This is a genomic window from Actinopolymorpha cephalotaxi, assembly GCF_013408535.1.
In the GTDB taxonomy this organism is placed as follows: domain Bacteria; phylum Actinomycetota; class Actinomycetes; order Propionibacteriales; family Actinopolymorphaceae; genus Actinopolymorpha; species Actinopolymorpha cephalotaxi.
The window spans coordinates 5312334-5329049 of record NZ_JACBZA010000001.1 but is presented as its reverse complement, the minus strand read 5'-3'; the positions used below and the strand labels follow the sequence as shown (position 1 = coordinate 5329049).

Genomic DNA, 16716 nt, shown 5'->3' with positions numbered 1-16716 from the left:
TGCGCCTTCGTCACTTCTTCTGCACGGGCTCGAGGTTGAGCAGGACGACGCCCCAGTCGGGCGCGGCGTACGGCGCCGGGTTGGCGTAGGGGTTCTGCTTCGACGGCCAGTTGGTGAAGTGCGTGCTGTCCATCTGGCTCCACGAGACCGCCTGGGTGACCGGGATGACCGGGACCTGTTCCAGCATCACCTGTTCCAGCTTCTTGACCACGCCGATCTGGGCCTGCTGGTCGGTCAGCGTGTCGTACTGGCGGATCAGGGCGTCGGTGGCCGGGTCCTTCCAGCGTTCGTAGTTGCGGCTGGTGTCCTGGCCGATGGGCTTGGCGTAGGCGCCGTAGAGCACGTCGCGGAGCTGGTAGTACGGCGTGGGGCCGGAGCTCGCCGACATGTACGCCAGGTCGAACTGGCCCTGGCTGAGCCGGCGGTTGTACTCGTTGCCGTTGAGGTTGAGCGCCTCCACCGCGATGCCGGCCTTCTTGAAGCTCCCGGTGAGCACCTGCACCGCGGCCACCCAGTCGGTGAAGCCGCCGTTGTTGATGATGCTCAGCTTGAACGGCTTGCCGTCCGGCGTCTTGAACATCCCGTCCGCGCCCTTGGTGAAGCCGGCCGCCTGGAGCTTGCCCGCCACCTTCGCCGGGTCGAAACCGTAGTCGTACTTCGACACCGCGGCCTGGTCCAGCCAGTCCTTGAACGTGGGCGTGGGAATCGCGGCCTGGTTGGCCGGCGGCTGGTAGCCGAACATCGCGTCGCTGGACACCTTGTCCCGGTCCACGGCGTACGACAGCGCCTGCCGGACCCGCTTGTCACCGAGGAACGGCTTGGCCGCGTTGATGCCGATGTAGACGTTGCCGCTCGGTGGGTACCAGTACTTGCGGTGCGCCTTGTCCTTGGCGACCCAGTAGTTGTCGATGTTCGGAACGAACTGGCCGCCCCAGTCGCCCTTGCCCTGCGCGAGGTAGCGGTTAGCCGGCTGGTTGTCGACGAAGGCGGGGTAGAGCACCTTGTCGACCTTCGGCTTGCCCTTCTGCCAGTACTTCGGGTTCTTGGTGTAGGTGACGGCCTGCGGCGTGCACGAGCCGATGGTGTACGGCCCGGTGCCGACCGGCTTGCGCATCATCTCCTTCACCGGGTCCTTGACCTTGCTCCACACGTGTTCGGGCAGGATCCAGGTCTGGCCGGCGATGTAGTAGAACGACGAGGTGGAGACCCGCTTGAACCGGAACTTCACCGTGGTGTCGTTCGCCGCGGTCACGCTGTCGAGGACGCCCTCGCCCCACAGGGCGTAGCTGTCCAGCGCGTCGTTGGTCTTGGCGGCGTTGAAGGTGTAGGCGACGTCCTTGGCGGTGAACGGCTTCCCGTCGGTCCACTTCACGCCCGACCGGGTGGTGAAGGTGAGCTCCTTGCGGTCCGAACTCCACTTGTAACCCGTGGCCAGCCAGGGCTTCTCCTTGCCGGTCAGGGTGTTGACGTAGATCAGCGGCTCCCAGATCGCACCCGCGGTCTGCCCCGAGGTGGGTGCGTAGGGGTTGAAGTTGCAGGTCCACAACGCGCCGGACGCGTTTACCACCGACAGCGTGCTGCCGCCACCGGGGCCGCCGCCCTCGTCGGACTGCCCGCCGCAGGCGGTCGCGGCCAGCGCCAGGCCGCACGCGCCTGCGAGAAGTCGTACAACTACCGATCGTTTCATCGCGTCCTCACCGTTCGTGCCTGCGCGCCGGGACGGGCGTACCTGAAGGGCTGGTGGAGCGGAGCTGGTGGAGCGGAGCTGGTGGAGCAGAAGCTGGTGCGGCGGAAGCCGATGGAGCAGAACTCGCAGCAGACCCGGTGCGGCGTCGAACCGATCTTGCTGGTGCAGTCGAGATTCCCGCGCCCACGGGTCGATAGCAAGCCTTCTTTAGGTAAAGGCCTTGTGAAATTACTGGCCGTTTCCGCCGTCCGGGCACTGTCGGCCGTTCCCGGTCGTGATGCTGGTGAACAGCCAGGCGCACCGTCCGGCCCTGTCGAGGTACGCCGCAGAAGGAGTGAGGACCCTTGCAGGTAAGCGACCCCGCGACCCCGGCGCTGCTGCGGCGCATCAACGCGCGGACGGTTCTGGACACCCTGCGCGGCTCCGAGGCCGACCGGAGCGTCGCCGAGGTCGCCGCCAGTACCGACCTGTCCCGGCCGACGGTGGACGCCGCGGTCGCCGACCTGGTACGGCTCGGCGCCGTGATGGAGGCGACCGGTCCGGGGTCCGCACCCGCCCGGCCGCGGCGCGGACGGCCGGCCCGGCGGTTCCGGTTCCGCGCCGGCGCCGGTCACCTGCTCGGGGTGGACGTGGCCGAGGAGTCCGTGCACGCCGCCGTCGCCGACCTGGCCGGTGAGCTGGTGGCCGAGCGCACCCGCGGCGTCGACCGCGAGGCCGGGCGCCGGTCGCGGCTGCGGGTGGTGCGGGCGACCGTGCGGGCGGCGCTGGCCGCCGCGGGCGTGCGCGCCGGCGACGTGCTGACCGCGGTGGTCGGCACACCCGGCACCGTGGACGCCGAGGCCGGCCGGGTGCGCTTCTGCACCGCGCTGCCGGAATGGTCCGACCTGGACCTCGCCGGATCGTTGCGGTCGGCGTTCGGGTGCCCGGTCCTGGTGGAGAACGACGCCAACCTCGCCGCGGTCGGCGAGGCGTGGCGGGGAGTGGCGGTGGGCTGCCGCGACATCGCGTTCCTGCTGCTGGGTTCTCGTACGGGCGCGGGGTTCGTGGTCGACGGGCGGCTGCTGCGCGGGCACGGCGGCGGCGCCGGCGAGCTCGGCTTCCTCGATCTGTGGGAGGACTCGCGCACGGCCCGCGGCGACGTGGCCGTGGCGAGTGCGGAGCTGGTGGCGGAGTTCGTCGGCTGGGGCAGCCGCCGGCCCAGCCGGCACAGCCTGCGCCGGCCCGAGGACCGGGAGAGCCTGTCCTGGGGGGTGGAGACCCGGCCGCTGATCGAGGCGGCGTCGAGCGGGTCGCGCGAGGCCCGGGCCGCGCTGGAACGTTTCGTGGCGGGGGCAGGATACGGCCTGGTGACGGTGGCGTTGCTGGTGAGCCCGGAGCTCGTCGTCGTCGGCGGCGGCACAGCGGCCGACGAGGTGCTGGTCGACCCGCTGCGCCGGATCACCCACCGGTTGCTGCGCGGCCGGATCGCCGTCCCGCCTCGCGTCGTGGCGTCGGCCCTCGGTGAGCGGGCGGTGGTGCTGGGTGCGGTCCGCCGGGGGCTGGACGACGTGGAACCCCGGCTGCTCGAGTGGTTCGAGGCCCGGGACGTGGAGACGCCCGTCAGCGCGGGGGAGCCTCGCCGAGGTGCCGCGCCACCGCGTCGGTGAACTCCGCCGTGCCGGACGTTCCGCCCAGGTCGGGCGTACGAACGCCGTCGGCGAGCACGGCCTCGAACGCCGCGACCACGTCCGCGGCGGCGGCCGGCTCACCCAGATGGTCGAGCATCATCGCGCCCGCCCACAGCTGGCCGACCGGGTTGGCGGCGCCCTTGCCGGCGATGTCCGGCGCGGACCCGTGCACCGGCTCGAACATCGACGGGTGGTCGCGTTCGGGGTTGAGGTTGGCGCTCGGCGCGACCCCGATCGACCCGGCGATCGCGCCCGCGAGGTCGGAGAGGATGTCGCCGAACAGGTTGGACGCGACGATGACGTCGAACGCGGTCGGCGCCAGCACCAGCTTGGCAGCCATCGCGTCCACCAGGATCTTCTCCAGCCGTACGCCCGCCCGGCCGGCCAGCGTCTGCTCCACCACCTCGTCCCAGAACGGCATGGTGTGCACGATGCCGTTGGACTTGGTGACGGAGGTGACCAGGCCGTGCCGCCCGGCGGCGAGCTCGGCCGCGAACGCCGCCACCCGGGTGATGCCGGTCCGGGTGAACACCGCCTCCTGGATCGCGGCCTCGGCCGGCTCGCCGCGGTAGATCCGCCCGCCCACCTCGGAGTACTCGCCCTCGACGTTCTCCCGCACGATCACCAGGTCCATCGTTTCCGCGCCGCGCACCGGGCTGGGCACGCCGGGCAGCGTGCGCACCGGCCGGAGGTTGACGTACTGGCTGAACCGGCGCCGGATCGGGATCAGCAACCCCCACAGGGTTTCGGTGTCGGGGATGTCCGGCGCGCCGACAGCACCGAGGAAGATGGCGTCGTGCGCGTGCAGCCGGTCCAGGCCGTCCGGCGGCATCATCGCCCCGTGCCTGCGGTAGTGGTCCGAGCCCCAGTCGTACTCCGTCCAGGCGAACGAGAAGCCGTGCCGGGCGGCGGCGAGGTCCAGGCACCGGACCGCGGCCGGCACCACCTCCCGGCCGATGCCGTCCCCGGCGACGACGGCGATGTCGTGCACCCGGGCGCCGGTGGCGGAGCTAATCCCGTTGTGCCTGTCGGTGGTGGCCGTTACGGTCCTCGGCGTGTTCGCACTCATCGGGTATGCCTACCAGGTCGCCCGCCGCAACACCCTTCTGACGCTCGGCCTGGCCGTCTCCTCGTCCGTTCTCGGCGTCCTGCTCACCTACCTCGTCGGGCAGGTCGTCGGCGCGGTGCCCGGCGTCGTCGCGGGCAGGACGGCCACGACGTCCGGGATGTCCCTTGCCGGCTTCGGGTTCCTGCTCGCGACGATGCTGGTGGTGTTCGTCGCGCAGAGCACGCTGCCCGCGCTCACCCAGGTCACGCAGTGGAACCTCTCCAACCGGGTCTCCCGCGACATCGGCGTCCGCGTCATCGACCCGCTGCTCGCACCGCGCCGCATCCACCACCTGGAAGACCCACAGGTGCAGGACGAGCAGGAGCGCGCCAAGGGCAAGGAGGGCTACCAGGTCAGCAACGGCCTGCACACCCTTCCCCAGTTGGTGTCCAGCCGGCTCACACTGCTGGGTTCGGCCGTTCTGGTCGGCCGGACGTTCTCCTGGCCGGTGGCGGTCGTCCTCGCCGCCGTCACCTTCTTCATGGAGTGGGACCGCCGCCGGGTGGTCGAGCGCGAGATCGACTCCTGGTGGGGACTCACCGAGGGGCAGCGCCGCACGTGGTACCTCTTCGACCTCGGCATGAAGGACGCGCCGAAGGAGCTGCGGGTGTTCGGCCTCGGCCGCTGGCTGGTCGAACGCCACCGGCGGGAGTGGCTGGACGCGATGCGGCCGGTGTGGGCGGCCCGCCGCAGGGGCACGGTGTCCTCCGCCGGCGCGGCCGTGGTGCACCTGGCCGCGCACGTGGTCGCGGTGGTGCTGGTCGCCCGGGCGGCACTGGCCGGTGACCTGCCGCTGACCCAGGTGGCCACCGCGGTGCCCGCCATCCTCGCCGTCGGCATGTCGTACAACGGGTTCGCGGCGGTGCAGGTGCGGCGGGCACAGACCGCCCTGCGCGCGCTGCGGGAGCTGCCGGGCTACATCGGCGAACACCACCCCGAGCAGACCGCGGGAAGCACCGACGGTGCACGCGACGTCGGCCTGATGCCGCGGGAGTGCGTACGCTTCGAGAACGTCAGCTTCCGCTACCCCGGCGCCGCCGAGGGCGCGGAGGTGCTGTCCGGGCTCGACCTGGAGATCCGGGCCGGGGAGGCGCTCGCCCTCGTGGGCGTCAACGGCGCCGGGAAGTCCACCCTGGTCAAGCTGCTCGCCGGTGTCTACCAGCCGACGTCGGGCCGGATCACCGTCGACGGTGTCGACCTGCGCGACCTCGACCTGGCCCGGTGGCAGCGGCGGATCGCCGCCATCGTGCAGGATTTCCTGCGGTTCCCGCTGTCGGCCACCGACAACGTCGTGCTCGGCGCGGTCGAGCACGCCGGCCCGCCCGGTGACTCTCCAGCGGTCGACCCCGGCGACGCGGTCGGCCGGGTGGCCGCCGAGGCCGGCATCACCGACGTCGTCGCCCGGCTTCCCTCCGGCTGGAACACCGTGCTGGACAAGACCTACACCGGCGGCGTCGACCTGTCCGGCGGGGAGTGGCAGCGGGTCGCGCTGGCGCGGGCGTTGTTCGCGGTCGACGCGGGCGCCGGGGTGCTCGTGCTGGACGAGCCGGCCGCCGCGCTGGACGTCCGCGCCGAGGCCGAGCTGGTGGAGCGTTACCTCGACCTGACGTCCGGGCTCACCTCGCTGATCATCTCCCACCGCTTCTCGGTCGTCCGCGACGCGCACCGGATCTGCGTCCTCGAGAACGGCCGGATCGTCGAGTCCGGCACGCACGACGAGTTGTTGAGCACCGGTGGGCGGTACGCCGACATGTTCACCTTGCAGGCCGAGCGGTACGCCGTGGCCGAGGTCGAGGGGAAGGCCTGAGGCCATGAGCGACCCGAAGGCCGAGGAGCGCTCGCTGCCGATGCCCGAGGCGGTGCGGGCCGTCCGCCTGTGGGCGGTCACCGCCTTCCGGGCCGCTCCGCTGCTGGTCGTCGTCCAGTGCCTGCTGTCGGTGCTGCAGGCGGTGACCGCGCCGGCCCAGACGTACGGCGTGAAACTCCTCGTCGACGGGCTGACCGGGCGGGACTCCGGCACCATCGGCCTGGGCACGACCGTCATCCTCGTCGGGTTCGCGGTGAGCTTCGTCGGGATGGTCGTCACCGGCCCGATCCAGGACACCACCGCCGAGCGGGTGGCGGGGCGGGTCTACCGCGACCTGCTGGACGTCACCGTGTCGATCCCGAGCATCACCCACCACGAGGACCCGAAGGTCGCCGACCGGCTGGAGCTGATCCGCGAGCAGGCGTGGCGGCTCGGCGTCAGCTTCGAGATGCTGCTGTTCCTGGTCGGCATCGCGGCCAACACCGTCGCGGTGCTCGGCCTGCTCGGATCGGTGCACCCGGTCTTGTTGCTGCTCCCGGTGCTCGGCCTGGGCCGGGTGTGGTCGTCCTACCGCAACATCCGCCGAGTGCAGGACGCCGTCGAGGAGGTGGCGCCGCGCCACCGGATGATCGACCGGCTGATCGAGATCTCCAAGGACGCCCGCAACGGCCTGGAGGTCCGGGTCTTCGGCCTGCGCCCGGTGCTGGTCGACCGGCTCGCCCGGCTGCACGACGAGGTGTTCGACATCCAGGCGGCGGCGTTGCGCAAGGGTGCCCTGCTCGACGGGACGGTGCGGGCCGCCTTCGGCGTGGTCTACGCCGGCGCGATCGTGTGGGTGCTGGCACGGGCGCGATCCGGTCAGGTCAGCGCCGGCGACGTCGTACTCCTGATCCTGGTCGCGCCGCAGGTGGACCAGCTCGCCGGCGGCCTGGCCGGAAACGTCTACTGGATGGGCGAGATCCTGCGCAGCTTCGGCCGCTACGACTGGTTGCGGGAGTACGCAGCCCGCAACTCGTGGTCGCAAAGCCGCACGCCCGCGCCGCCCCGGCTGACGGAGGGGATCAGCTTCCGCGGCGTCGGCTTCCGCTACCCCGGCTCGGAGCTTTCCACCCTGCACGACGTCGACCTGCACCTGCCGGCCGGCTCCACCGTCGCGCTGGTCGGGGAGAACGGCGCCGGGAAGACCACCCTGGTGAAGTTGCTGGCCAGGCTGTACGACCCGACGTCGGGCTCGATCCGGGTCGACGGCACCGACCTGCGCGACCTGGACCCGGCCGCCTGGCGGGCTCGGATCTCGGCCGGCTTCCAGGACTTCGTGAAGTTCCAGTTCACCGCCCGGGAGGTGGTGGGCATCGGCGACGCCGACCGGATGGACGACGAGCAGGCGGTGGCGGCGGCGATCCGCCGCGGCGACGCCGAGGCGGTGGTGGAGAAGCTGCCCCGCGGCCTGGACACCCAGCTGGGCAAGAAGTTCTCCGAAGGCGTGGACCTGTCCGGCGGGCAGTGGCAGCGGCTGGCCCTGGCCCGGGCGTTCATGCGGGAGCGCACCCTGCTGTTGCTGCTGGACGAACCCACCGCCGCACTCGACCCCGAGGCCGAGCACGTGCTGTTCGAGCGGTTCGCGCAGGCGTCCCGGCAGGCGGCCGCGGAGACCGGCGGGGTGACCATCCTGGTGTCCCACCGGTTCTCCACCGTACGGATGGCCGACCTGATCGTGGTGATGGCCGACGGGCGGGTCGCCGAGGTCGGCTCGCACGAGGAGCTGGTGGCCCTGGGCGGGCGGTACGCCGAGCTGTTCCAGATGCAGGCCCGTGCCTACCGCTGACCTGGGAACGAGCTACCGTCTGGGGCATGTCGACACACTTTGACGTGGTGGTGCTGGGTTCGGGTCCGGGTGGCTACACGGCGGCGGTACGAGCCGCACAACTCGGTAAGAAAACCGCGGTCGTGGAGGAGAAGTTCTGGGGCGGCGTCTGCCTCAACATCGGCTGCATCCCGTCCAAGGCACTGCTGCGCAACGCGGAGCTGGCCAACACCATCACCCGCGAGGCCAAGCTGTTCGGCATCGAGTCCGACGGTGAGGTACGACTCAACTACGGTGCGGCGTTCTCCCGCAGCCGGAAGGTCGCCGACGGCCGGGTCAAGGGCGTCCACTTCCTGATGAAGAAGAACGCGATCACCGAGTACGACGGCCGCGGCACCTTCACCGACGCCCACACCATCCGGGTCGACAAGTCCGACGGCGGCACCGAGACGATCACGTTCGACAACTGCATCATCTCCGTCGGCGCGGAGACCCGGCTGCTGCCGGGCACCTCCCTCAGCGACCGGGTGGTGACCTACGAGGGGCAGATCCTCAGCGAGGAGCTCCCGGGCAGCATCGTGATCGCGGGCGCGGGCGCGATCGGGGTCGAGTTCGCGTACGTCCTGAACGCCTACGGCGTGAAGGTGACCATCGTGGAGTTCCTCGACCGGGTGGTGCCCACCGAGGACGCCGAGGTGTCCGCGGAGCTCAACCGCCGCTTCCGCAAGCTCGGCATCGACATCCTCACCTCGACCCGGGTGGAGTCGATCGACGAGAGTGGGGACCAGGTGGAGGTGCTGGTCACCCGCGACGGGGAGAAGCAGACCCTGAAGGCCGACAAGGTGATGCAGGCGATCGGCTTCGCGCCTCGCGTGAAGGGCTACGGCCTGGACGCCACCGGGGTGGAGCTGACCGACCGCGGCGCGATCGCGGTCGACCGGCGCTGCCGCACCAGCGTCCCGCACATCTTCGCCATCGGCGACGTGACCGCGAAGCTGATGCTCGCGCACGCCGCGGAGGCGATGGGCATCGTGGCGGCGGAGACGATCGGCGACGCCGAGACGCAGGAGCTCGAGTACGTGATGATCCCGCGGGCGACCTACTGCCAGCCGCAGATCGCGAGCTTCGGGCTCACCGAGCAGCAGGCCCGCGACGCCGGCCACGACGTCAAGGTGGCGAAGTTCCCGTTCACCGCCAACGGCAAGGCGCACGGGCTCGGCGACCCGGGCGGCTTCGTGAAGATCCTCAGCGACGGCAAGTACGGCGAGCTGCTCGGCGCCCACATCATCGGCCCGGACGCCAGCGAGCTGCTGCCGGAGCTGACGCTGGCCCAGCAGTGGGACCTCACCGTCAACGAGGTCGCCCGCAACGTGCACGCCCACCCGACGCTCGGTGAGGCCGTCAAGGAGGCCGTCCACGGGCTCGCCGGCCACATGATCAACATGTGAGCCGACGGTCTCCTCAGGTGAGGCGCCGTCGTTCGGCGACGGTCGCGGCGGCGCCTGCTCCCACCAGGGCGGCGCTGCCGAGCAGGATCCACCGCGGGTCGTGCCCACTGAGCAGGCCGGCGAGAGCGGTGCCCGCAGAGGCCGCGGCGATCTTGAACCCCGCGACGGCGGCGAACACCTGGGCACGTGCGGACGCCGGTGAGTACGCAGAGCGGGCGGCCAGGGTGGCGGCGAAGAACGGCGCGTTCGCCGCTCCCACCAGCGCGAACCCGGCCAGCGCGAGCCAGTACGTCGGTGCCGCCGCGGTCAGCGCGAGCACGCCGGCCAGCACCCAGACGTAGCGGGTGGTCAGCCGTTCGGGCTCACCACCCAACGGGAACGCGGTCACCAGCAGCGAGCCGCCGAGGTTGCCTACACCGAACGCGGTGACCAGCGCGGCGCCCGCGGCGGCTCCGGAGCCGAGCCGGGCGCCGGTCGTCACCGCCAGGACAGGGATGCCGCCGAGCACGAGTGCGGTGAGCATCGTCGCGTAGGTGACCCGGCGCAACGGCCCGAACCGCGCGAGCAGGCCCAGCACCTGACGGGTCGGCATGGCCTTCTCGGCGTCGTGCCCCTGCGGCTGCCGCCGGGGAAGCGAGAGGGTGAGCAGGCCACCGAGGTCGGCCGCCGCGGCGAGAGTGAGGACGGCGACCAGCGGCGTGGTGGCCGCGGCCAGCACCGCCACCGCGGCCGGGCCGGCCGTCCCTGCCAGCCCGTAGGTGAGCGCGTCCCATCCCTCCGCGCGCCGGGTGCTCCGCTCCGCCTCGCCACCGTTTCGTAGTACGCCCGCCAGCTGGCTGCTCAGCCCGCTGGTGAGCAGCGGCCCGCACGACCCGGCGAGGGCGACGGCCACCACCGCCACCGGCAGCGGCGCCCGGCCGGTGAGCAACGCGCCGGCGGCCAGGAACACCCCGTACGCACAGGACGCCGTGGCCAGCATCCGCCGGCCGTCGGCGAGGGAGTCCAGCCGGCGTGCGAGCAGCGGGCCGAGCAGGTGGGGTGCGGTCAGCGCGGCCGCGAGCAGTCCGCCGGTGAGCGCGGTCGCGCCGTCGTGCCGGTCGGCGGCCAGTAGCAGCAGGCCGACGGCCGCGCCCGCGTCCGCCGTCCGGGCCAGCGTCGCGGCCAGCAGGTAGCGCGGCAGCCCGAACCGTCGCACGCGAGTGACCCAGCCCGCCCGCGCCCGGCTGCCGGTGTCCTGGACGGTCATCCCGGTCCCCTCCAGCTGCGTCACCGTTCTGACTGGTGACGCGCATCGCGATGGCGTCACCGCTTCGACCGGTGACGTGGCAAGGAACCCTTGCAGATCCGGACGTCACCGGTCAAGGTGGTGACATGGGAGTTGTCTTCGTGGGTGGCAACCTGGCCCTGGACTACGTGGGCACGCTGAACGAACGCCACACCAACCGGGTGGAACAGCTACGCGCCCCGGCCGACCTGGGCAGGTGGCTGGTGTCGGCGGGCGTACTCGACCGGCCGCCGGAGGTGACCGCCGGCGACCTGGCCAACGCGATCGGCCTGCGTGAGGTGCTGTTCGCGCTGGTCGAGCAGCGCATCGACCGTCCCGGCGAGGCGCCGCGGCCGGCACACCTGCGCCGGCTGAACGCCGCTGCCGCCGCACCCGACCCGGTCCCGCGACTCACCGGGAACGGCCGGATCACCCACACCGGCGACCTCGCCGCCGGGCTGTCCGCGGTCGCCCGGGACGCGATCGCGTTGTTCGACCCGGACCGGGGCGGCGTGCTGAAGTGGTGCGCCGACGACGACTGCACGCACCCGTTCCTGGACCGCTCGCGCGGGCACCGCCGCCGCTGGTGTGAGATGGCCGGCTGCGGCGACCGGGTGAAGGCCGCTGCCTACCGCGCGCGTCGCCGGGGCGGCGCTCCCTCGTCCACCTCGTCTGTCTCGCCGGGCTCGGCCGGCTGACCGTCCACCGGCGCGTACTCCGGCTCGTCCACCCGGGATTCGTTGTCCGGCGGTGCGGGAGGTGGCGGAGGCGGTGTGGGCGGAGCGTTCAGGGCCCGCCGGACCCGGCTCGCGACGGGTTCGACGTACCTCGCGGTGAGCGGTCCGGCGATCACCAGCAGCAGGACGTACGCCGTGGCCAGCGGCCCGAGTTCGGGCTGTACGCCGGCGGTGACCGCGATGCCGGCGATGACGATGGAGAACTCACCCCGGGCGACGAGAGTGCCGCCGGCCCGCCACCGTCCGCGTTCGCCGATGCCTGCCCGTCGCGCCGCCCAGTAGCCGGTGGCGATCTTGGTGACGATGGTGACGGCCGCGAGCAGCAGCGCGGGGAACAGGACCGGCGGGATGCTCGCCGGGTCGGTGTTCAGCCCGAAGAACACGAAGAACACCGCGGCGAACAGGTCGCGCAGCGGGCTGAGCAGCGTGTGCGCACCCTCGGCCACCTCACCGGACAGCGCGATGCCGACCAGGAAGGCGCCGACCGCCGCGGACACCTGCACCTGCTGGGCGATCCCGGCGACCAGCAGCGTCAGCCCGAACACCACCAGCAGTAGCTTCTCCGGGTCGTCACTGGACACGAACTGCGAGATCAGCCTGCCGTAGCGGAGCGCGACCACCAGCACGGCGCCGGCCGCACCGAGCGCGATCACCAGCGTGATGCTGCCGGTGGCCAGCCCGGCCCCGGCCACCAGCGCGGTGAGGATCGGCAGGTAGACCGCCATCGAGAGGTCCTCGAGGACCAGCACGCTCAGGATCACCGGTGTCTCGCGGTTACCGATCCGGCCGAGGTCGCCGAGCACCTTGGCGATCACCCCGGAGGAGGAGATCCAGGTGACTCCCGCGAGCACGACCGCCGCGACCGGTCCCCAGCCGAGCAGCAGCGCGGCCAGCGCGCCGGGCACGGCGTTCAGGGTGAAGTCGACGACGCCGGCCGGGAACTGCGTCTTGAGGTTGGTGACCAGGTCGGCGGCGGTGTACTCGAGGCCGAGCATCAGCAACAGCAGGATGACGCCGATCTCGGCGCCCACGGACACGAACTCCTCGCTGGCGTCCAGCGGGAGCAGTCCGCCGTGGCCGAACGCCAGTCCGGCCAGCAGGTAGAGCGGAATGGGGGAGAAGCCGTAGCGGCCGGCGATCCGGCCGAGCAGCCCGAGTCCCAGGATGACGGCGCCGAGCTCGATCAGCAGGAGGGTCGAGTGCACGCGTCACTCCCTCTCGAGGATCGCGGCGGCCGCGTCCACGCCCTCCCGGGTGCCGATCACGATAAGGGTGTCACCGCCCGCCAGCCGGAAGTCCGGACGCGGGGACGGGATCGCGTCCGTACGCCGGAGTACGGCGACGATCGACGCGCCGGTCTCCGCGCGCAGCCGGGTCTCGCCGAGCACCCGGCCGTTCCACAGCGAGGTGGCCGACAGCGGGATCCGGTCCGCGACCAGGCCGAGGTCGGTGGTGTGCAGCAGGCTCGGGCTCTTGTGCGTCGGCAGCAGGGCCTCGGCCAGGGTGGCCGCCTCCGGGCCGCTGAGCTGGAGGGACAGCGCGCACGCGTCCGGGTCGTCACCGCGGTAGGCGGACAGCGTCCGGGCGCCGTCGCGGTGCGCCACCACCGACAGGTGCCGGTCGTCGCGGGTCGTGAGGTCGTACTGAACCCCGATCCCGGGCAGTGGTGTCGAGCTCATCCGTGGGCCGGCCATCCGGACATCCCTTTCCGCGTTCGGGTTCGCGAGCCTGTGCGGCCCACCCGGGGTGCGGGTGGGCCGCACCGATCCTCTCACTCGCCGGCACCTTCGCCCACCGGCCACCACCGGGCCGGGAACCGGGTGGGCGACCGGTGCTGGCCGCCGGACTGTCCAGGCGTACCGACCGGCACTAGCGTCGGACGATGAGCACCGCACGGAGTACCGCACGCGAGCCCGAGACCCCGAAGCCGCGGACCGAAGCCGGTCGAACCGGGCACATCGCCTGGACCCGTCGCGGCGGCCGGCCGGAGATCCTCTTCCTGCACGGCTTCAGCGACTCCGGTGCCTGCTGGGACCCGGTGGTGTCCGCCCTCCGCCCCGGCTGGGGTGTTCTCGCCACCGACGCCCGCGGCCACGGTGAGTCCGGCCTTCCGGAGGAGCCGTTCGGCCACACCGCGCACGCCCGCGACGCCGCCGCCGTCCTGGACGACCAGCCCGGCCTCGACCCGGACGGCGTCCTCGTGGTCGGGCACTCGATGGGCGCGGTGACCGCCGCCGCACTGGCCGGCCTGCGCCCCGACCTGGTGCGCGCGGTGGTGCTGGAGGACCCGCCGCCGGGAGAACGCGAGAGTACGCCCGGCCCCGGGCCGGCGGCCTCCCCCGACACAGCCCCGGCCGCGCCCTCAGCCACGCCTCCGGCCGCGCCCTCAGCCACGCCCCGACCGGGACCGCCGCGGCAGCTGCCGGACTGGCTGCGGGCCGTCCGCGCACTCGACCCGGCGGCCCGGATCGCCCGCGGCCGCGCCGACAACCCGGAGTGGTCGGAGGAGGAGCTGGTCCCCTGGGCGCGGTCCAAGGAGCAGTTCGACGTGGGAGTGTTCGAGCGGCCGAGCGAGCCGTTCGTACCGCTGCGCGAACTCCTCGCGAAGGTGACCTGCCCGGTGCTGCTGATCCACGGCGACGTCGACCGGGGCTCGCTGCTGCCGCCCGCCATCGCGGCCGCGTGCGCGATGGCGGCCGGTGGGGACGTGGAGGTCGCCCGGATCGACGGCGCCGGCCATTCCGTACGCAGGGACCGGCCCGGCCCCTACGTCGCCGCCCTCGAGGACTTCCTGCGCCGGCACCGCGGCTGATGCAACCGCCCGGGGTCACGAGCGCCTGGGTCAGGTGGGTCGGGCGAGAGTCTCCCGGGCGGCGTTGGCGAGTTCGTCGCAGCGTTCGTTCTCGGGGTGGCCGCTGTGCCCCTTGATCCAGTGGAAGCGGACGTCGTGCGGCGCGACCAGCTCGTCCAGCCGCTGCCACAGGTCGAGGTTCTCCACCGGCTTGTTGTCGGCCTTGCGCCACCCGCGGGCCTTCCAGCGGGGCATCCAGTCGCGCAGGCCGCGCAGGACGTACTGCGAGTCCGAGGTGAGGTCGACCACCGACGGCCGCCGGAGCGCGACCAGTCCCTCGATCACCGCCTGCAGCTCCATCCGCTGGTTGGTAGCCACCGGGTCCGCCCCCGACCGCTCCTGGGTCTTGCCGCTGGCCGGATGCCGGAGCACGTACGCCCAGCCGCCCGGGCCGGGGTTGGGCCGGCAGGACCCGTCGGTGAACAGTTCCACGTGCGAGGGTGCGGCCACAGCAGCGAGACTAGCCGCCGGGCGGACGGGTAAGGGAACAGGTCGACGATGCCGCGGCGAGGTCACGGGGGATGCGCGGCGGGGTTACGGGAGGGCAGATGGCGGACGCCGGGAGGAGCCGGCTGCCGGCGAAGCATCCGGCCACGACGGCGGCCGGACCCTACGGCCACCCGCTGCACCCGGCCCTGGTCACGATCCCGATCGGATGCTGGGTGGCGAGCTTCGTCTTCGACGTGGTGTCGAGGTTCTCCAGCATGCCGGTGCTGTTCGCCGAGGGGTCGCACTGGCTGGTCGGGATCGGACTGGTCGGTGCCGTCGTCGCCGCGGCCGTCGGGCTGCTGGACTTCCTGGTCATCCCGGGCAGGACCCGTGCCTACCGCACGGCGGTCCTGCACATGTCGCTCAACCTCGTGGTCATCGTTCTGTACGTCGTGAACTTCTTCATGCGCGCCAACCCGCTCGGCCCGGTGGGCTGGGGACAGCTGGTCCTCTCCGCGGTCGGGCTCTCCCTGCTGGGCGGCTCCGGTTACCTCGGCGGCGAACTCACGTTCCGGTACGGCGTCCGGGTGGCCGCCGAGTCCACCCAGGCAGCCGGGTTCGCACCGGAGCCCTCGGGCGGCGCAGGTGGTTCAGGTGGTTCGGACGCTCCGGGTGGTTCGGGTGGCGCGGGTTCGGGCAAGCCGGGTGCATCGGGTGAAGTGGATCCACCGGGTGGTTAGGAAAGGACCGGAGCAATGGCTGTTGCCGCACTGATCACCTGGGTGATCACCGCGATCCTGGGTTTCACGATGCTGCGGAAGTGGGTCTCCGGCGGAGGCCTGGCCGCGGCGCGGGCAGGTGCCACCGAAACAGCAGGCACGGCCGACACGGCCGAGACCGCCACCGGCGGTACGGCTGCCGGCGGCGCGACGCCCGGGAGCACGGCTGCCGGTGGTGCGACGCCCGGGAGTACGACGGGCACGTCGTTTCCTCCGGGCGTGGTCTTCGGGCACTTCCTGGTGGTGCTGGCCGGGCTGGTGCTGTGGATCATCTACCTCGCCGCTGACAAGGACGTGTTGACATGGGTGTCGTTCGTGCTGCTGATCGTGGGGGCGGTGCTCGGCGACGTGATGTTCCTGCGGTGGCGGAAGTCCCGGTCCGGGCCCGAGGCCCGGCTGCCCCGCCAGTTGGTCTACCCCCACGGCGCGTTCGCGGTGATCACGATCATCCTGGTCCTGCTGACCGCGCTCGGCGTCGGCAGCTGAGCGGACACTGACGGGGAGTTGGCCGAACGGCATCCGCACCCTCCCGCGGTGACCTAGGGTCGGACTGTTCGCGGCGGCCTGCGCCACACATGTTGTGTCGGACCTGGCCACTGGGTATCGGGGGGTTCCCATGCGGGCACGCATGCTGGTCGCCGGGTTGGTCGTCGGGTCGTGCGCGCTGGCGGCGGTCGCCGGGTGCGGCGGCGGCGAGCCCGCGAGTGCGCCCAGGCCCAAGGTGACGCAGGTGTCCATCGCGCCGAAGCCACTGTCGTACGGCGCCAGGGTGAAGGTCGCCGGGATTCGCGCCAACTACCACGGCACCAGGGACGTCCGGAAGGCGCGCAGCGTCTACGTCGAGATCGAGGACTTCTACTTCTCGCCCACCATCATCCGCGGCCGGCCGCGGCAGAAGATCACCCTGCTGGTGGAGAACGAGAGCCAGACGCCGCACACGTTCACCACGTCGGACAAGACCCTGGACGTGCAGCTGCAGCCGGGAACGCTGGCCAAGCTGGCGTTCACCCTTCCGGCCCACGGCAACGTGTCGTTCTACTCGACCGGGCACCAGCAGCAGGGGATGGCCGGCGGCCTCACGGTCTCCGGGTCGTTCGGCGCGCCCGCTCCGACGCCCAGCAAGGCCCAGTGACAA

General features: G+C 72.1%; 15 protein-coding genes. 9 read left to right on the top strand and 6 right to left on the bottom strand.

Annotated elements, in window-relative coordinates; all coding sequences use genetic code 11:
- Nucleotides 1-10: 10 nt before the first annotated feature.
- Nucleotides 11-1687: an ABC transporter substrate-binding protein gene (locus FHR37_RS23655; RefSeq protein WP_092879640.1), complete on the bottom strand. Its 1677-nt coding sequence runs from the start codon at nt 1685-1687 to the stop codon at nt 11-13.
- 344 nt (nt 1688-2031) lie between these two features.
- Here FHR37_RS23655 and FHR37_RS23650 point away from each other — a divergent pair, with 344 nt between their 5' ends.
- Nucleotides 2032-3333, top strand: a complete 1302-nt coding sequence (locus FHR37_RS23650) for an ROK family protein (protein ID WP_092879643.1) — start codon at nt 2032-2034, stop codon at nt 3331-3333.
- Here FHR37_RS23650 and FHR37_RS23645 read toward each other — a convergent pair.
- Entirely contained in the window at nt 3287-4423 is a 1137-nt protein-coding gene (locus FHR37_RS23645; RefSeq protein ID WP_092879646.1) for a tartrate dehydrogenase, read from the bottom strand. The two genes, FHR37_RS23650 and FHR37_RS23645, sit on opposite strands and share 47 nt — an antisense overlap.
- Between FHR37_RS23645 and FHR37_RS23640 the strand changes: the two genes are divergently transcribed.
- The 3 genes from FHR37_RS23640 to lpdA are packed head-to-tail and all read left to right on the top strand — an operon-like array spanning nt 4410 to nt 9521.
- Nucleotides 4410-6269, top strand: a complete 1860-nt coding sequence (locus FHR37_RS23640; RefSeq protein ID WP_237768505.1) for an ABC transporter ATP-binding protein — start codon at nt 4410-4412, stop codon at nt 6267-6269. The two genes, FHR37_RS23645 and FHR37_RS23640, sit on opposite strands and share 14 nt — an antisense overlap.
- A gap of 4 nt (nt 6270-6273) precedes the next feature.
- Entirely contained in the window at nt 6274-8094 is a 1821-nt protein-coding gene (locus tag FHR37_RS23635) for an ABC transporter ATP-binding protein (RefSeq protein WP_237768506.1), read from the top strand.
- Nucleotides 8095-8120: 26 nt separating this feature from the next.
- Entirely contained in the window at nt 8121-9521 is a 1401-nt protein-coding gene (gene lpdA / locus FHR37_RS23630; protein WP_092879651.1) for a dihydrolipoyl dehydrogenase, read from the top strand.
- Nucleotides 9522-9534: 13 nt separating this feature from the next.
- Here the strand turns inward: lpdA and FHR37_RS23625 are convergent, their stop codons facing one another.
- Nucleotides 9535-10767, bottom strand: coding sequence for an MFS transporter (locus FHR37_RS23625; RefSeq protein WP_139238754.1), 1233 nt, complete (start codon nt 10765-10767; stop codon nt 9535-9537).
- A gap of 125 nt (nt 10768-10892) precedes the next feature.
- Between FHR37_RS23625 and FHR37_RS23620 the strand changes: the two genes are divergently transcribed.
- Nucleotides 10893-11483 carry a CGNR zinc finger domain-containing protein gene (locus FHR37_RS23620; protein ID WP_092879657.1) on the top strand — a complete coding sequence of 197 codons (591 nt, stop codon included), beginning with the start codon at nt 10893-10895 and terminating at the stop codon, nt 11481-11483.
- Here FHR37_RS23620 and FHR37_RS23615 read toward each other — a convergent pair.
- Both FHR37_RS23615 and FHR37_RS23610 read right to left on the bottom strand, forming a co-directional pair.
- Nucleotides 11414-12727, bottom strand: coding sequence for a cation:proton antiporter (locus FHR37_RS23615; protein WP_092879660.1), 1314 nt, complete (start codon nt 12725-12727; stop codon nt 11414-11416). The genes FHR37_RS23620 and FHR37_RS23615 overlap by 70 nt on opposite strands.
- Before the next feature lie 3 nt (nt 12728-12730).
- Complete coding sequence (locus FHR37_RS23610; RefSeq protein WP_092879663.1) at nt 12731-13216, bottom strand: cation:proton antiporter regulatory subunit; 486 nt, start codon at nt 13214-13216, stop codon at nt 12731-12733.
- Between the two features lie 188 nt (nt 13217-13404).
- Here FHR37_RS23610 and FHR37_RS23605 point away from each other — a divergent pair, with 188 nt between their 5' ends.
- Nucleotides 13405-14334: an alpha/beta fold hydrolase gene (locus FHR37_RS23605; protein WP_092879666.1), complete on the top strand. Its 930-nt coding sequence runs from the start codon at nt 13405-13407 to the stop codon at nt 14332-14334.
- Nucleotides 14335-14364: 30 nt separating this feature from the next.
- Here FHR37_RS23605 and rnhA read toward each other — a convergent pair whose 3' ends face one another.
- The gene (gene rnhA, locus FHR37_RS23600; RefSeq protein ID WP_092879669.1) at nt 14365-14823 is read right to left on the bottom strand and encodes a ribonuclease HI; all 459 of its coding nucleotides are present in this window, start codon (nt 14821-14823) and stop codon (nt 14365-14367) included.
- 98 nt (nt 14824-14921) lie between these two features.
- Here rnhA and FHR37_RS23595 point away from each other — a divergent pair, with 98 nt between their 5' ends.
- The 3 genes from FHR37_RS23595 (at nt 14922) to FHR37_RS23585 (ending at nt 16713) form a co-directional block, all read left to right on the top strand.
- Nucleotides 14922-15542, top strand: coding sequence for a DUF2231 domain-containing protein (locus FHR37_RS23595; RefSeq protein WP_139238755.1), 621 nt, complete (start codon nt 14922-14924; stop codon nt 15540-15542).
- Nucleotides 15543-15557: 15 nt separating this feature from the next.
- Nucleotides 15558-16067 carry a hypothetical protein gene (locus FHR37_RS23590; RefSeq protein WP_092879672.1) on the top strand — a complete coding sequence of 170 codons (510 nt, stop codon included), beginning with the start codon at nt 15558-15560 and terminating at the stop codon, nt 16065-16067.
- 130 nt (nt 16068-16197) lie between these two features.
- A complete protein-coding gene (locus tag FHR37_RS23585) occupies nt 16198-16713 on the top strand; it encodes a cupredoxin domain-containing protein (RefSeq protein WP_092879674.1) in 516 nt (171 codons plus the stop codon).
- The last annotated feature ends 3 nt before the right edge of the window (nt 16714-16716 follow it).

Excerpts from the sequence above, each read along its gene's own strand:
- FHR37_RS23655 (WP_092879640.1), bottom strand. The coding sequence starts at position 1,687 with ATGAAACGATCGGTAGTTGTACGACTTCTCGCAGGCGCGTGCGGCCTG.
- FHR37_RS23645 (WP_092879646.1), bottom strand. The coding sequence starts at position 4,423 with ATGAGTGCGAACACGCCGAGGACCGTAACGGCCACCACCGACAGGCAC.
- FHR37_RS23635 (WP_237768506.1), top strand. The coding sequence starts at position 6,274 with ATGAGCGACCCGAAGGCCGAGGAGCGCTCGCTGCCGATGCCCGAGGCG.
- lpdA (WP_092879651.1), top strand. The coding sequence starts at position 8,121 with ATGTCGACACACTTTGACGTGGTGGTGCTGGGTTCGGGTCCGGGTGGC.
- FHR37_RS23625 (WP_139238754.1), bottom strand. The coding sequence starts at position 10,767 with ATGACCGTCCAGGACACCGGCAGCCGGGCGCGGGCGGGCTGGGTCACT.
- FHR37_RS23620 (WP_092879657.1), top strand. The coding sequence starts at position 10,893 with ATGGGAGTTGTCTTCGTGGGTGGCAACCTGGCCCTGGACTACGTGGGC.
- FHR37_RS23610 (WP_092879663.1), bottom strand. The coding sequence starts at position 13,216 with ATGGCCGGCCCACGGATGAGCTCGACACCACTGCCCGGGATCGGGGTT.
- FHR37_RS23605 (WP_092879666.1), top strand. The coding sequence starts at position 13,405 with ATGAGCACCGCACGGAGTACCGCACGCGAGCCCGAGACCCCGAAGCCG.
- FHR37_RS23595 (WP_139238755.1), top strand. The coding sequence starts at position 14,922 with ATGGCGGACGCCGGGAGGAGCCGGCTGCCGGCGAAGCATCCGGCCACG.
- FHR37_RS23590 (WP_092879672.1), top strand. The coding sequence starts at position 15,558 with ATGGCTGTTGCCGCACTGATCACCTGGGTGATCACCGCGATCCTGGGT.
- FHR37_RS23585 (WP_092879674.1), top strand. The coding sequence starts at position 16,198 with ATGCGGGCACGCATGCTGGTCGCCGGGTTGGTCGTCGGGTCGTGCGCG.